This window comes from Streptomyces sp. NPDC107498, from assembly GCF_055582805.1.
The window spans coordinates 57,220-72,681 of the sequence record NZ_JBVJPE010000025.1 but is presented as its reverse complement, the minus strand read 5'-3'; the positions used below and the strand labels follow the sequence as shown (position 1 = coordinate 72,681).

The window sequence follows — 15,462 nt, the reverse complement described above, 5'->3', positions numbered from 1 at the left end:
CCACCGCACTTTAGACCGCGATGTCTTGTTTGTTCGGTTACTTCGCCCTCGGCCCGGCCGTGAACTCCTCGTATGCCGCCACCACCTCCTCCGCCGGCCCGTCCATCCGCAGCGTCCCCGCCTCCAGCCACAGCGCCCGGTCGCAGGTCTGCGTGATCGTGGAGTTCGAGTGGCTGACGAGGAAGACCGTCCCCGCCTCCGCCCGCAGTTCGTCGATCCGCTCCTGGCTGCGGCGGCGGAAGCGCGCGTCGCCGGTCGACAGGGCCTCGTCGATGAGGAGCACGTCGTGGCTCTTCGCGGCGGCGATGGAGAAGCGCAGCCGCGCGCCCATCCCGGAGGAGTACGTCCGCATCGGGCGGGAGATCGCGTCGTCCTTCTCGTTGATGCCGGAGAAGTCGACGATCCCGTCGTAGCGCTCCCGGACCTCCGCGCGGCCCATGCCCATCGCGAGGCCGCCCAGGATCACGTTCCGCTCGCCGGTCAGATCGTCCATCAGGGCCGCGTTCACGCCGAGGAGGGAGGGCTGTCCCTGGGTGTAGATCCGCCCCCGGTCCACGGGCTGGAGGCCGGCGACGGCCTTCAGGAGGGTGGATTTCCCAGATCCGTTCGAACCGATCAGGCCAATCGCCTCGCCCCGGTGCGCGACGAAACTGACGCCCTTCACGGCGTGGACCCGCCGGCCGGCCGGAGCCGTGCGGCGGCGCAGCATCCGGCCGAGCGCGGCGGTGGCGTCGCCCCGGCCGCCGGGCCGCCCGCCGTGGACGGCGTACGTGATGTGGACGCCGTCGACCACGACGGTGGGGGTCCTCGTCGGTTCAGCCACGGCCGTACGTCTCCTCCGCCTTCCAGAACCAGACGAAACCGCCCGCGAAGGCCAGCAGGGCCCAGCCCGCGGCGAGCGCCCACACGTGCGGCGGCAGCTGCGCGGCCGTGAAGCTCTCGATCAGGGCGAAGCGCATGAGGTCGATGTAGACCGCGGCCGGGTTGCACTGGAGCGCGAGCACCACGGCCTCCGGGAAGCGGCCGCTGCCCGCCAGGTTCTGGATCGAGAACATGGCGCCCGAGGCGTACATCCAGGTGCGCAGCACGAACGGCATCAGCTGGCTGACGTCCGGGGTGCGGGCCGCGACCCGGGCCAGCACCAGCGCCACGCCCGTGCTGAACAGCGCCTGGAGGAACAGCGCCGGGACGGCGAGCAGCCAGCTCCAGGAGGGGAACTCGCCGAAGGCGGCCAGCAGCACGACGAGCGTGGCGAGCGAGAACAGCAGTTGCTGGAGCTGCTGGATCGCGAGCGAGATCGGCAGGCTCGCGCGCGGGAAGTGCAGGGCGCGGACCAGGCCCAGGTTGCCGCTGATCGCCCGGGTGCCGGCCAGCGCCGTGTTGGCCGTGAAGGTCCACACGAAGATGCCGGTCATCAGGAAGGGGACGTAGTCCGGCACGCCGTTCTTCGCGTTCATGATGACGCCGAAGATCAGGTAGTACACGGCCGCGTTGAGCAGCGGGGTCATCACCTGCCACACCTGGCCCAGGCGTGCCTGGCTGAACTGGGCGGTGAGGCGGGCGGTCGCGAAGGCGGTGATGAAGTCGCGGCGGGACCAGAGCTGCCGCACGTAGGCGGGGAGCGAGGGGCGGGCGCCGCTGACGCTCAGGCCGTGGCGGCGGGCGAGGGCGTCGAGGTCCTCGACGGGGGCGGCCGGTGCCTGCCGCTGCGGGACGGGTGGGGCCAGGGTCGTGGTCACGGGCGGGCGCTTTCGACGAGGGGTGCGGGGGCGCGGGATGCCGTCGGCGATGGAACGGGTCCGTATCGTCGCTACGGTGAGGTTAGGGCGCTCCCACGACGGAACGCAACCGTATCGTCGTAACGCCTCCGGGGCATCGCCGTTGGTTAGGATGCCGTTCATGACCGCCCCGACCCCCCGCCGCGCCCCCGCCGGGGCCGCCGTGCTCCGCGAGGACGTGACCGAGGCCATCCGCGCCGCCGTCTTCGAGGAGCTCGCGGCCGTCGGCTTCGCCCGGATGTCCATTGAGGGCATCGCGCGTCGCGCGGGCGTCGGCAAGACCGCCGTCTACCGGCGCTGGAAGTCCAAGCTCTCCCTCGTCCTCGACCTCGTCGGCGCCTTCGCCGCCCAGGGCCTCCCGGCGCCCGCCAGCGGCTCCCTGTACGGGGACGTGCGCGCCCTCCTCGAAGTGGCCTCGCACGCCCTGCGCCACCCGGTGGCCTCCCAGGTCATCCCGGACCTGCTCGTCGAGGCCGCCCGCCACCCCGAGATCGCCGAGACCGTCAAGGCCGTGCTGCTCGACGGGCAGCAGGGCGTCATGACCCAGATCGTCCGCGAGGCCGTCGCGCGCGGTGAACTCCCCGGGGGCACCGACGCCGGCAAGGCCCTCGACCTGGCCCTCGGCCCGCTCTACTGGCGCCTCGTCGTCGTCCGCACGCCCCTGCCGAAGGGGTACGTGGCCGAACTCGCGCGCTCGGCGGTGGCGGCGCTCAAGGCGTGAGCCCCAGGGGGCCCGCAGTCCTCGGGGGGTCCGTAGCCCTCGGAGGGTTCGTAAGCCCCCCCGGAGAAGGGCTACTTCACCGCGCCCGCCATCACCCCCGACGCGAACTGCCGCTGGAACGCGAAGAACACCACCAGCGGCACCACCATCGACACGAACGCCCCCGGCGCGAGCACGTCCACGTTGTTGCCGAACTGGCGCACCTGCTGCTGGAGCGCCACCGTGATCGGCGGCGACTGGGAGTCCGCGAAGATCAGCGCGATCAGCATGTCGTTCCACACCCACAGGAACTGGAAGATCCCCAGCGAGGCGATCGCCGGACCGCCGAGCGGCAGCACCACCCGGGTGAAGAGACGGATCTCGCCCGCCCCGTCGAGCCGCGCCGCCTCCAGGAGCTCGCGCGGGATCTCCGCGAAGAAGTTCCGCAGCAGGAAGATCGCGAACGGCAGGCCGAAGGCCGTGTGGAAGAGGACCACCCCGAGCGTCGTCTCGAAGAGCCCCACCGCGCCGAACAGCTTCGACACCGGGACCAGGGCCACCTGCACCGGGACCACGAGGAGCGCGACCACGCCCAGGAACCACCAGTCCCGGCCCGGGAACTCCAGCCACGCGAAGGCGTAACCGGCGAGCGAGCCGATGAGGAGGACCAGGAGGGTGGCCGGGACGGTGATCAGGACGGTGGAGAGCAGCGAGCCGGTGATCGTGTCGTTCGCGAGGAGACGGGCGTAGTTCTCGGTGGTCAGTTGGGCCGGGGCCGTGAACACCTGCCACCAGCCGCTCGCCGCGATGTCGGACGGCGAGCGGAGCGAGGAGAGCAGCAGGCCGACCGTCGGCATCAGCCAGAACAGGCCGGCGAGGACGAGGAAGACCCGGACGGCACCGGACGCGGCCCCGCCGGCCAGCCGGGCGGCGAGGCGGGCGGGAGCGCCGGGATCCTTCCGGACGGTCGCCCCGGGAGCGGCCGCGGTCGCCGCGGCGGACCTGGCGGGGGGCTGGGCGGGGGACTCGGCAGGGGGCGACGTCACCGGCGGGACTCCCTTCGGATGCGGCGGATGTTGACCACCATCACCGGCAGGACGAGGAGGAGCAGGACGACGGCGATGGCCGAGCCGACCCCGAGGTCCGCGTCCGTGCCGAAGGACGAGCGGTACAGCTGGAGCGCGAGCACGTTCGCGTCGTCCTGCGCGGAGCCCGGCGCGATGACGAAGACCAGGTCGAAGACCTTGAGCACGTTGATCATCAGGGTGACCAGGACGACCACGAGGACGGGCGCCAGGAGCGGCACCGTGATCCGCCGGAACACCTGCCACTCGTTCGCCCCGTCCACCCGCGCCGCCTCCAGGAGTTCGCGCGGCACGGCCGCGAGCCCGGCACCGATCAGGACCATCGCGAACCCGGCCCACATCCACACGTACGCCCCGATCACGGCCGGGGTGACGAGCGAGGGGCCCAGCCACTCCACGCCGTTGTACTGCTCCCGGAAGTTGCTCGCGGGCAGCCGCAGGACGGCTCCGTCGGCGCGGTCCGCCGGCAGGGTGAAGCTGCCGTCGGCCGCCGCCGTGGCCGTGGCGACCACCTTCCCGTCCCGCACCGCCTCGATCCGCAGCCCCTTCAGGCCCAGCTCCTTCGGGTCGACCGCGTTCGGCTTCCCGCCGCCGCCCCGCGTGAAGTCCAGCCAGGCCGTTCCGGAGACGCCGGAGGCCCCGGCGGCCGGTGCGCGCGCCGGGCGGGCGTCCCGGGGCATCTTCGCCGGCGCCACCCCGACCAGCGGCAGCAGCACCGGCACCCCCGCCCGTACCGGCTCCTTCGTGACGAACGCGCCGTCGCCGGCCGCCTCCAGCGGATGCACGGGCAGCGGCCGGGCCCGGGGGAAGCCGGAGGACTCGGCGAAGGTGTCGTGGACCCCGACCCACACGGCGTTGGCGACCCCGCGGTCCGGGTCCTGCTCGTAGACGAGCCGGAAGATGATCCCGGCGGCGAGCATCGAGATCGCCATCGGCATGAAGACGACCAGCTTGAACGCCGTGCCCCAGCGCACGCGTTCGGTCAGCACCGCGAAGACCAGACCGAGCGCGGTGGCAACCGCCGGGGCCACCACCAGCCAGATCAGGTTGTTGCGGACGGCGGTGCGGAGGGAGTCGTCGGTGACGAGCGCGAGGTAGTTGTCGAGGCCGACGAAGGACGTGTCGGAACGGTCGAAGAGCGACCGTCGGACGGAGTACCCGATCGGGTAGACGACGAGCGCGCCGAGCAGGAGCAGGGCGGGGAGCAGGAACCCCGCCGCCACCGTCCTGCTCCTGCCCCTGTTCCTGGCTACGGTGGCCGGCATGTCGGCCTCAGCCCTTCGAGGCGGCCTTGTACGCCTTCGCCGCGTCCGCCTCCAGGCGCGCCTGGGTCCCGGCGACGTCCTTCGGGTTCTTCAGGAAGTCCTGGAGCGCCTTCCACTCGCCCTTGCCCGGCGTCCCGCCGAAGGACTGCGGCATCTGGTCCGACATGTCGAAGCGGAAGTCGTCACCGGCGCCGATGAGCGCCTTGGCGATCTCGCGCTGGACGTCGTTCGGGTACGCCCCCGGGTCCAGGTTCTTGTTGGGGGAGAGGAACCCGCCCTCGGCCGCCCAGATCTCCGCCGCGTCCGGGGAGGCGAGGAAGGCGAGCAGCGCCTGCGCGCCCTTGGTGTCCTTCAGGGCCACGGCCGCGTCGCCGGCCGTCACCACCGGGGAGGTGCCTCCGTCGCCGACCTTCGGGAAGGGGAAGACCTTCGCGTCCTTCCCGATCTCCGCCTTGGTCTGCGCGATGTTGACCGCGGCGAAGTCGCCCTCGAAGACCATCGCGCCCTTGGGCTGGTCGCCGCCCGTGAAGGTCTGCGTGACCGAAGCCGGGTACTCCGTCTGCAGCGCGCCGGTCGGACCGCCCGCGATCAGGGCCGGCTTGCCGAAGAGCTCGGCGAGGGTCTTCAGGGCGGCGGTGACGGACGGGTCCGTCCACGTGATCTCGTGCTTCGCCAGCTGGTCGTACTTGGCCGGGCCGGCCTGGGAGAGGTAGACGTTCTCGAACCAGTCGGTGAGGGTCCAGCCGTCCGCGCCGCCGACCGAGACCGGGGTCACGCCGGAGGCCGAGATCGTCTCGGCGGTGCCGAGGAACTCCTTCCAGGTCTTCGGCTCGGTGGCGCCCGCGCCCTCGAAGACGGCGGTGTTGTACCAGACCAGGGACTTGTTGGCGGCCTTGAAGTAGACCCCGTACTGGGTGCCGTCCACCGCGCCGAGTTCCTGCCAGCCGCGTGAGTAGTTCGCCGTCAGCTGGGACTTGGCCTCCGGCCCGACCGGCTTCAGCCACTTCTGGGCGGCCGCCTGCTGGATCGCGCCCACCTGCGGGAGCATCGCCACGTCGGGCGGCGAACCGCCGGCGATCTTCGTGCCGAGGAAGTTCACGATCGGGTCCTGCGCGGGCACGAAGGTGACGGTCGCGCCGGTGCGCTTCTCGAACTCCTTCAGGACCTTGGTGAAGTTCTCCTGCTCGGGTCCCGTCCAGACGGCGGCGACCTCGATCTTCTCGCCCTTGAGGGAGAGTTCGTGGTCCGGTGCGGGCTCCGGGCCCTTCGCGGTGTCGTCGTCGCCGCAGCCCGCGAGGGCGAGTGCGGCCACCGCCATCAACGCGGTGAGGGTCACTGTGGCCCTGCGTGGACGAAGAGTTGTACGCATCGCTGCCCCGTCTCCCGTGCGCTTCGCTGTCCCGTGCGTTTCGCTGTTCGTCCGGACAGGTCTACGCCGGGCCGCGGGGCCCCGCAATACCGCCTCCTGTCACAAGCGTGCGATCGTGACACCCTCGTGACGTCGTGTCAGCCGTGCGTGGCCGGGGTCAGCGGGGGCACGGGGGAGGCCTCGACCGAGCGCGCCGCGCGGTCCAGCGCGCTCGCCAGGAGCGCCAGGTCCGTCGGTCCGTTGCCCAGCTCGCGGACCGGGCGGCGGGTGGGCGGGTCGCCCATCCGCTCCCACTCCAGCGGGACGACCGTCGGACGGAGCGTCGCCGTCCGGGGGATCCGGCCCGTGACGCGACCCGCCTGGAAGGGGGTCACCCGGCCGTCCGGATGCCCGAGCCGGCCCCGTCCGGCCGCCGGCACGTCCGGGCCCGCGGTCACCGGGGGCGCGTCGAGCACGATCCGCAGCCGGGCCCCGTGGGCCAGCTCCGTGTCGACGGTCCGGTCCGGGCGCGCCGAGGTCGCCACGAGGTGCACCCCGAGCCGCTCGCCGTTCCGCGCGATGGCCTCCAGGACGCGCACGACGGACCCGGCGGCGGGCCGGCCGGAGGCGCCGAGCGCGGGGGCGACCAGGGCGTCGAAGTCGTCGACGAGCACCACGAGCCGCGGCAACTGCCCGGCTCCCGCCGCCCGTCCGGCTCCCTGCTCCCCGGAGACGGGCCGCGGGACCCGCCCCGCGGAGTCCTCGGTGGCGGGGTGGGGAATGCGCCCGCTCGAGCGGCCGGTCAGGTTGTCGGGGGAGGGGTAAGAGAGGCGCCCGCTGCTCCGGGCGGTGAGGTCGTCCGCGCCGGGGTACGGGACGCGCCCGCTGGTCCGGCCCGTCACGTCGTCGGCGCCCGCGCGCTGGGTGCGGCCGCTCGGGTGCTCGGTGAGGTCGCCGTCGCCCGTGCGCAGCGTGCGGCTGCTCGGGCGGTCGTCGAGGGGCCCGCCGTCCCGCCGGGGCAGCCGCCCGCTGGGCGTGTCGGCCAGGAAGGCGTCTCCGCCGGACCGCGCCCGCGCACCGGACCGCTCGTCGAGGGCTCCGCCCCCGGCACGCGGGACGCGCCCGCTGGAACGGTCCGTGAGGTCACCGGCACGCGGGACGCGCCCGCTCGGGTGATCGCCGAGATCGCCCGCGCCGGGGTACGGGGCGCGGCCGCCGGAGCGACCGGTGGGGTCGTCGGCGGAGGGGTGCGGGACGCGCCCGCTCGTACGGCCCGTGACGTCCTCCGCCCCCGCGCGCGGCACGCGGCCGCTGCTCGGGAGCGCGCCGATCGTGCCGTCGCCCGTGCGCAGCGTGCGGCTGCTCGGGCGGCCCGCGAGGTCGCCGGCGTCCGGGACGCGGACGGTCGCCCGGGCGCCCTGGGGCACGGTCTCCGCCGCGCTCGGGGCGCGCTGCCCGATCAGCCGGTCGGCGACGGGCGTGCGGGCGCCCCGGCGGTCGGCGAAGTGCCCGTCGCCCAGGAGCTCCGCCCGGCGCTTCAGCTCCGCGCCGAGCGCCTGCGCGAACTCCCGCATCCGCACCGGGTCCGAGGCGACCAGGTGCTCGGTGACGTGCGGCAGCTCCGTACAGACCGAGAGGCCCTCGCCGCGCTCGCCGCCCGCGCCGTCCACGAGGAGCAGGCCGAGCCGGTCGGGGCGGCCGCCCGCCGCGAGCGAGGCGGCGATCGAGCGGAGCAGCTCCGTGCGCCCGCTGCCCGCCGGGCCCTCGATCAGCAGGTGCGGGCCCTCCTTGGTGAGGTCGACGGCGAGCGGTCCGCGCGGACCCGCGCCCAGGACGGCCGTGCCGTCCCCGGCGGAGGCCCAGCGGGCCATCAGGGAGGCGGGGGTGGCCCGGGCGAGGCCGAGCTCGTCGAGGAGCCGGGCCGACGGGGGCAGCGCGGCGGCCCGGGCGCCCGGCACCGCGGCCGTCTCGGGGCGCAGCGGGGCGAGGGCCCGGCCGAACCGCTCGGCCCAGGCGACGGAGACCGCGTCGACGACGCCGACGGTGCCGTGGCCCGCGAGCCGCCCGCCGGAGGTCCGGAGCAGCCGCAGCGCCGTCGCCACGTCACCGCTCAGGAGCGCCGCGGCCCCGCACTCGCGGAAGGCGAGGGACGCGGCGCACGCGGCCTCGTACGTGGCGGCCACGGGCGAGTCCGGGGTGGCGGAGGGCGCCTCGGCGAGGCACAGGAGGTGGATGCCGGCCGCCGCGCCCGCGCCCGCGAGTCGCGCGACCGTCTCGCGGAGGGCCGCGGAGCCGGGGTCACCGTCGACGATCACGACCGTCGTCGGCCCGTCGTGGCGGGCCGCGGCCTCGGCGACCGACGCGCGGTCAGCGCTGGGCCAGCCGGGGCCGAGCGGGCCGTCGTCGAGCCGTCGGGTCAGCTCGGCCGTCCGCGCGTGGGCCTGGTCGCGGTCGTACGCCAGGAGCAGCCGGCAGTCCTGGCCGTGGGCCGGCCGGACGTGCGGGAGCCAGCCGAGCCAGCCCCAGGCGCGGCGCCGCTCCTCCAGGGAGCGGTTCCGGTCGGCGCTGACGAGGACGATCTCCAGGTCGGAGGGGGAGTGCAGGGCGGCGACCTGGGCCACGACCGAACGCGCGAACCCGGCGAGCCGGTCGCCGGGGCCCGCCAGGCCGAGGGACCCGACCTCGCGCAGTCCGACGGTGACCGGCACGCCGGAGAGTTCGGCGCGGTCGGTGGTGCCGAGCCGGACCACCAGGGACTCGGGGTGGTCCGGGGTCCGCTCCCAGAGCCGGGGGCCCGGTCCGAGGGCGGTGAGCAGGACGGTGGCCGGGTCGGGCCAGGTGTCGGCGCGCGGCGCGGGACCCGGGGCGCCGTCCCGCGCGCCGGGGCCGGGCCGGATGCCCGTGTGCGTGTCCGGGAAGTCGGGGAGGCCGACGGCGGGGTCCGGGAGCTCCTCGCGGCCGCCCGCGAGACGCCGGGCCCACGCGCCGAGCCCGCGTCTGCCGCCGCCGCGCGCGGACGCGGCGGGGGCCGTCGGCGCGTCCCCCCGGTCCTGGCCCCGGTCGGCCCGCGGGGTCCTGCCGTGCGGCTCGTCCCCGCCGCGGGAGGCGGAGCCGTCGTGTCCGCCGTACAGGTCCCCCGCGGGCGCGTGGCCCCCGTCGTGGACCTCGCCGTACGCGATGCCCCGCGCGCCGCCGTGGGTGGTGTCGTCGGCCGGTCCCGTCCGGTCGGCGCGGTCCGGCGGGGGCGTCCCGGGCACGACGCGCAGGTGGCCCTCGCCGTCCGGGGCGGTCACCACCGCGTCCGTGCCGCCGGGGGCACCGCCGGGGCCCGTCAGCCGGAGGGCGGACTCGCCGAGGCGCAGCAGCGCGCCCGGGCGGAGCGGCACCGGGCGGTCGCCGACGGGCACGCCGTCGAGCGTCGTGCCGTTCGTCGAACCGCGGTCGGAGACCGTGACCCGGCCGTCCTCGCCGACGGTGACCGTGCAGTGGGAGCGGGAGACGTCGGGGTCGTCGAGGGGCACGTCGGCATCGACGGAACGGCCGATTCTGATCGCTCCGCCGTGCAGCAGGTGCACTCCGCCCGCGTCCGGACCGGCCACCACGTGCAGCCGGGCGGAGGCCGTCTCGTCGACCCGGTCGTCCGGGCCGGGGACCTGGAGGGAGAGGACCGCACCGTCGACCAGCGGGGGCTCGCCGAGGACGCAGCGCCGGCCGTCGAGCCGTTCCGCGCCCGCGTAGAGCACGGTCGTGCCCGAGGCGGAGGTGTCGGGGCCGGTGACGGCGGCGGCGAGGTTCGAGGCCACGGCGGCGAGAGCCGTCCCGGCGGGGGCCGTGACGAGCACGTCGCAGGCGCGCCCGGCGCCGTGGCCGGCGTACGGCGCGAGGACGGTCAGCCGGATCTGCATCGCCGTCAGCGGTCCCTTCTGCGCGAGCCGGCTCGGCAGGGGGGAACCGCCCTGTGTCTCCCCCCGCCCGGCACGGACGCGTCGCCCGGTACAGGTCGGCACGGCGCGGGGGCTCCCGACCCCGTCGACGCGACGTGCTGGAGGCATCCTCGCACCTGCCACCGACGACACGCCCGAGGGTCGGTCACAAGTGATCTTGAATGGTCGGCCGCGGGCGAGAAATGGCCCGGTTGGGCATGCCTTCGGACCATGCACGGCAACCGTCGCCCGCCGTGGAGCGTCTTCTTCCGGACAAGTTCCGTTCGCTCCGGCCCCCGGCGGAACCCTGACACGACAGCGGGACCGGCCTGTGGACGACCGGTCGGTGACCCGTTCGGCGGCACTAAAGTGGGTCGGACACCCGGACGGGTCACAACAGAGGACAGGAACCCCGGGGACACTTCGGAGACCACCCCAGGACCACGATCAGCAGGGAGCGCGTGACGTGCGGCCTATCGGCAGCAAGTACCTGCTCGAGGAGCCGCTCGGCCGCGGCGCCACGGGCACCGTCTGGCGAGCCCGCCAGCGGGAGACGGCGGGCGCCGAGGCGGCCGTGGCCGGCCAGCCCGGCGAGACCGTCGCGATCAAGGTCCTCAAGGAGGAGCTGGCCAACGACGCGGACATCGTGATGCGCTTCCTGCGCGAGCGGTCCGTGCTGCTCCGGCTGACCCATCCGAACATCGTGCGCACCCGCGACCTGGTCGTCGAGGGCGATGTCCTCGCCCTCGTCATGGACCTCGTCGAGGGCCCCGACCTGCACCGGTACATCAGGGAGAGCGGCCCGCTCACCCCGGTCGCCGCCGCCCTCCTCACCGCCCAGATCGCCGACGCGCTCGCCGCCAGCCACGCCGACGGCGTCGTCCACCGCGACCTCAAGCCGGCCAACGTCCTGCTCGCCGAGCAGGGCGGCCAGATGCACCCGATGCTGACGGACTTCGGCATCGCGCGCCTCGCGGACTCCCCGGGCCTGACCCGCACCCACGAGTTCGTCGGCACGCCCGCGTACGTGGCGCCCGAGTCCGCCGAGGGCCGCCCGCAGACCTCCGCCGTCGACATCTACGGCGCCGGCATCCTCCTCTACGAGCTGGTCACCGGCCGGCCCCCGTTCGCGGGCGGCACCGCCCTGGAGGTCCTCCACCGCCACCTCAGCGAGGAGCCGCGCCGCCCCTCGACCGTCCCCGGGCCCCTGTGGACGGTCATAGAGCGCTGCCTCAGCAAGGACCCGGACCGGCGGCCGAGCGCCGTGAACCTCGCCCGGGGCCTGCGCGCGGTCGCCGCGGGCATCGGCGTGCACGCCACGCCCGCCCAGATCGAGGCGGCCGAGGGCGTGGGCGCGCTTCTCGCCCCGGACCCGGCGCCCGCGCCGGTCCCGGGCACCCCGGAGGCGCACGCCCCGGGCGCCGCCGACCCCACCCAGGTGCTGCCCACCGGCGCCGGGGCGCCTTCGCAGTACGACCCCGCCGCCGCGACCAGCGTCATGCCGACCAGCGGCCCGGCGGGCGCCGCCGACCCGACGGCCGTCATGCCCCCCGTGCCGCCGCAGCCGCCCCAGTCCGGTCAGCCGGAGGACCCGCACCCCTGGCAGAGCCAGCTGCGGCAGGTCCGCGACCGCAACGAGCAGACGCAGGTCCAGTACCTCGACCCGAGCGAGGACCCCCTGCGCCGCCGCCCGCAGCGCCGGCCCCAGCAGCCGCCGCAGGACGCCGGTGCGTACGGCCGCCAGCAGCACGGGCAGCAGCCGCCCCAGCCGTACCAGCAGCAGCGCCCGGCCCCGCAGCGCCCCGCGCCCCAACAGCAGCCGCAGCAGTACGCGCCCCCGCCGCCCCCGCAGCACTACGCCCCGCCCCAGCAGCAGTACGCCCCGCCGCAGCCGCCGCCCCAGGCCCCCGCGCCCCGCGAGCCGCGCCCGCCGCGCGGGCGCAGCGCGAATCCGGTGCGGATCCCCGGCCTCGGCTGCCTCAAGGGCTGCCTGATCATGATCGTCCTGTTCGTGGTCGCCGGCTGGCTCATCTGGGAGCTCACCCCGCTCCAGGACTGGGTCGCCCAGGGCAAGGGCTACTGGGAGGCCATCGGCGACGGCATCTCGTCGTTCACCACCTGGTTCTCCGAGCTGTTCGACAGCGCGAACGCGAGCACCGGAACGGGTGCTACCGGCGGTACGGGGCAGTAGCGCTGTCGATTTGTCGACTTCCGAGGGGTGATTTCCCCTCGGAAGTCGAGACCGGCGGCCGTGGACGCGTAGCTTTGTCGAGAACCGCAGCCGCTGAGGGAGCAGTCTTGGCACGGAACATCGGCAGCCGCTACACCGCCCACCAGATCCTCGGGCGGGGCAGCGCCGGAACGGTGTGGCTCGGCGAGGGACCCGAGGGGCCCGTCGCCGTCAAACTGCTGCGCGAGGACCTGGCCTCCGACCAGGAACTCGTCAGCCGCTTCGTCCAGGAGCGGACCGCACTGCTCGGCCTCGACCACCCCCGGGTCGTCAAGGTCCGCGACCTCGTCGTCGACGGCACCGACCTCGCCCTCGTCATGGACCTCGTCCGCGGCACCGACCTGCGCACCCGGCTCGACCGGGAGCGACGGCTCGCGCCCGAGGCCGCCGTCGCGATCGTCGCCGACGTCGCCGAGGCCCTCGCCGCCGCGCACGCCGCCGGCGTCGTCCACCGGGACGTCAAGCCGGAGAACATCCTGCTCGACATGGAGGGCCCGCTCGGTCCCGGCGGCGCCCACCCCGCCCTCCTCACCGACTTCGGCGTCGCCAAGCTGATCGACACCCCCGGCCGCACCAAGGCCACCCGGATCATCGGCACCCCCGACTACCTCGCCCCCGAGATCGTCGAAGGCCTCCCGCCGCGCGCCGCCGTCGACATCTACGCCCTCGCGACCGTCCTGTACGAGCTGCTCGCCGGCTTCACCCCGTTCGGCGGCGGCCACCCCGGCGCGGTCCTGCGCCGCCACGTCACCGAGACCGTCGTCCCGCTGCCCGGCATCCCCGAGGAGCTGTGGCAGACGATCGTCCAGTGCCTCGCCAAGGCCCCCGCCTCCCGGCTGCGCGCCTCCGAGCTCGCCGCCCGCCTGGGGGACGTCCTGCCGCTGCTCAAGGGCATCCCCCCGCTGGACGTCGACGAGCCCGGCACGGAGCCGGCCCCGGAGCCGTACGAGGAGGACGCGTACGCCACCGGCACGGGCACGGGCGAGCCGGCCCCCCGCCGCGCCGCCGTCCCGCTCGTCCCCGGCGCCTCCGCCGACTCCAACCGCGACACCCACACCTCCATGCGGGTCCCGGCCCCCGACGAGCTCTCCGGCGGCCCCCTCGGCACCGCCCGCGCCCCCCGGCCCTCCGGCGCCCGCCGCCCCGGTTCGGCCCGCCACAAGGCGGGCGCGGTCCGCAAGAGGAGGATCACCCTCGGCGTCGTGGCCGTCGTGGTCGCGGGCGCGCTCGGTGCCGGCGGCTACCTGGCGGCCTCCGGCGACGGGGAGACCCCGCCGCAGGACTCCAGGCAGTCCTCCCGGCCGTAGCGCCCGGCAGGCCCTCGACCGCGGGTGTCGGCCGCAGGTTCGGCTCCAGGCCCGGAGCCGTTACGCTGGACGCGTGGCAGTCGTCGATGTATCCGAAGAGCTGAAGTCCCTCTCCTCGACCATGGGGTCGATCGAGGCCGTCCTGGACCTCGAGAAGCTGAGGGCCGACATCGCCGTGCTCGAAGAGCAGGCCGCGGCCCCGTCCCTGTGGGACGACCCGGAGGCGGCGCAGAAGATCACGAGCAAGCTTTCGCACCTCCAGGCCGAGGTCCGCAAGGCCGAGACCCTGCGGGGCCGGATCGACGACCTCGCGGTGCTCTTCGAGCTCGCCGAGGAGATGGACGACCCGGACACCCTCGCCGAGGCCGAGACGGAGCTGACCTCCGTCCGCAAGGCCCTCGACGAGATGGAGGTCCGCACCCTCCTCTCCGGCGAGTACGACGAGCGCGAGGCCCTGGTGAACATCCGGGCCGAGGCCGGCGGCGTCGACGCCTCCGACTTCGCCGAGCGGCTCCAGCGCATGTACCTGCGCTGGGCGGAGCGCCACGGCTACTCGACGGAGATCTACGAGACCTCGTACGCGGAAGAGGCGGGCATCAAGTCCACCACCTTCGTGGTCAAGGCCCCGTACGCCTACGGCACGCTCTCCGTCGAGCAGGGCACCCACCGGCTCGTCCGCATCTCGCCCTTCGACAACCAGGGCCGCCGCCAGACCTCCTTCGCCGGCGTCGAGGTCCTGCCGGTCGTCGAGTCCTCGGACCACGTCGAGATCGACGAGTCGGACCTGCGCGTCGACGTGTACCGCGCCTCCGGCCCCGGCGGCCAGGGCGTCAACACGACCGACTCGGCCGTGCGCATCACGCACCTCCCGACCGGCATCGTCGTCTCCTGCCAGAACGAGCGCTCCCAGATCCAGAACAAGGCGAGCGCCATGAACGTCCTCCAGGCCAAGCTCCTGGAGCGCCAGCGCCAGGAGGAGCGCGCCAAGATGGACGCCCTCAAGGACAGCGGCAGCTCCTGGGGCAACCAGATGCGTTCGTACGTGCTCCACCCGTACCAGATGGTCAAGGACCTCCGTACGGAGTTCGAGGTCGGCAACCCGCAGTCCGTCCTGGACGGCGAGATCGACGGCTTCCTGGAGGCGGGCATCCGCTGGCGCAAGCAGCAGGACAAGTAGCCCCTCCGTGGTTCCGGCCGGGCCCCGCACCTCTCGGTGCGGGGCCCGGTGCCGTTCCGCACCCTCCCGCGGATTCGCTGACGCAAGCGACGGCGAGGCCACCGGGGCGCTTTGTCGACAAGGGAACTGGCGTCGCCGGGCCCGGAGTTCAGGGTTTACGTCACAGTTGCATCGTCGCATGTCGGTCACCTGGTGATCTTTCGGGCATCGCACGCGCAACGACCTTGACGCCTCATCGGAAACTCGGAAGGGTGGCGCACTGGCATGCGCTTTTCTGGGACGCGTGTGATCGGGGGCCGGTCCAGTCGTGACACCGCCCCTGCCGCGCCGGACCCGAGCGCTGCCCCATGACGAGATGAGCTACTGGGGGTAGCAGCCAGATGACCAACAAGACGCGAGTCCGCCTGGTGCGGGTCGCGGCCAGTGCCGTGATCGTCGCCGGTGCGTCCCTGACCGCGGCCGGTGCCGCGCAGGCCGTCGGCGGGTTCGGAACCGAGCAGACCCAGGATGTGACCGTCGGCATCCAGAGCGACGGCGGAGACGACGCCGGCAACACGATCCTCGGCGGGATCTCCGGGGGCGACGATTCCTCGTCGACCTCGGGTGACCAGTCGTCCTCGACGTCGGGCGATCAGTCGTCGTCCACCTC

Annotated in this window: 10 protein-coding genes and 1 pseudogene; 5 read left to right on the top strand and 6 right to left on the bottom strand. The window is 74.4% G+C overall.

The window, feature by feature from the left end; genetic code table 11:
- Positions 1–37: 37 nt before the first annotated feature.
- Entirely contained in the window at positions 38–823 is a 786-nt protein-coding gene (locus ACZ66Z_RS31715) for an ABC transporter ATP-binding protein (RefSeq protein ID WP_469938983.1), read from the bottom strand.
- On the bottom strand, positions 816–1,739 hold the full coding sequence (locus tag ACZ66Z_RS31710; RefSeq protein WP_469938982.1) for an ABC transporter permease: 924 nt from the start codon (positions 1,737–1,739) through the stop codon (positions 816–818). Before ACZ66Z_RS31710 ends, ACZ66Z_RS31715 begins: the two co-directional genes overlap by 8 nt.
- Positions 1,740–1,899: 160 nt before the next feature.
- Between ACZ66Z_RS31710 and ACZ66Z_RS31705 the strand changes: the two genes are divergently transcribed.
- Positions 1,900–2,499: a TetR/AcrR family transcriptional regulator gene (locus ACZ66Z_RS31705; protein WP_469938981.1), complete on the top strand. Its 600-nt coding sequence runs from the start codon at positions 1,900–1,902 to the stop codon at positions 2,497–2,499.
- Positions 2,500–2,570: 71 nt separating this feature from the next.
- Here the strand turns inward: ACZ66Z_RS31705 and ACZ66Z_RS31700 are convergent, their stop codons facing one another.
- From ACZ66Z_RS31700 to ACZ66Z_RS31685, 4 genes are all read right to left on the bottom strand, one after another.
- Positions 2,571–3,401: a carbohydrate ABC transporter permease gene (locus ACZ66Z_RS31700; RefSeq protein WP_469939013.1), complete on the bottom strand. Its 831-nt coding sequence runs from the start codon at positions 3,399–3,401 to the stop codon at positions 2,571–2,573.
- 119 nt (positions 3,402–3,520) lie between these two features.
- Entirely contained in the window at positions 3,521–4,828 is a 1,308-nt protein-coding gene (locus ACZ66Z_RS31695; RefSeq protein WP_469938980.1) for a carbohydrate ABC transporter permease, read from the bottom strand.
- A gap of 7 nt (positions 4,829–4,835) precedes the next feature.
- Entirely contained in the window at positions 4,836–6,197 is a 1,362-nt protein-coding gene (locus ACZ66Z_RS31690; RefSeq protein WP_469938979.1) for an ABC transporter substrate-binding protein, read from the bottom strand.
- Positions 6,198–6,334: 137 nt separating this feature from the next.
- Positions 6,335–10,081 (bottom strand): FtsK/SpoIIIE domain-containing protein, encoded by a 3,747-nt coding sequence (locus ACZ66Z_RS31685; RefSeq protein WP_469938977.1) that lies wholly within the window; start codon positions 10,079–10,081, stop codon positions 6,335–6,337.
- 484 nt (positions 10,082–10,565) lie between these two features.
- Between ACZ66Z_RS31685 and ACZ66Z_RS31680 the strand changes: the two genes are divergently transcribed.
- The 4 genes and pseudogenes from ACZ66Z_RS31680 to ACZ66Z_RS31665 all read left to right on the top strand — a co-directional run.
- Positions 10,566–12,290: a serine/threonine-protein kinase gene (locus ACZ66Z_RS31680; RefSeq protein WP_469938976.1), complete on the top strand. Its 1,725-nt coding sequence runs from the start codon at positions 10,566–10,568 to the stop codon at positions 12,288–12,290.
- Positions 12,291–12,397: 107 nt separating this feature from the next.
- Positions 12,398–13,636, top strand: coding sequence for a serine/threonine-protein kinase (locus ACZ66Z_RS31675; RefSeq protein ID WP_469938974.1), 1,239 nt, complete (start codon positions 12,398–12,400; stop codon positions 13,634–13,636).
- A 73-nt stretch (positions 13,637–13,709) separates the two neighbouring features.
- Entirely contained in the window at positions 13,710–14,813 is a 1,104-nt protein-coding gene (gene prfB, locus ACZ66Z_RS31670; protein WP_469938973.1) for a peptide chain release factor 2, read from the top strand.
- Between the two features lie 380 nt (positions 14,814–15,193).
- Positions 15,194–15,462 (top strand): annotated as a pseudogene (locus tag ACZ66Z_RS31665) (hypothetical protein); the annotation flags it as partial.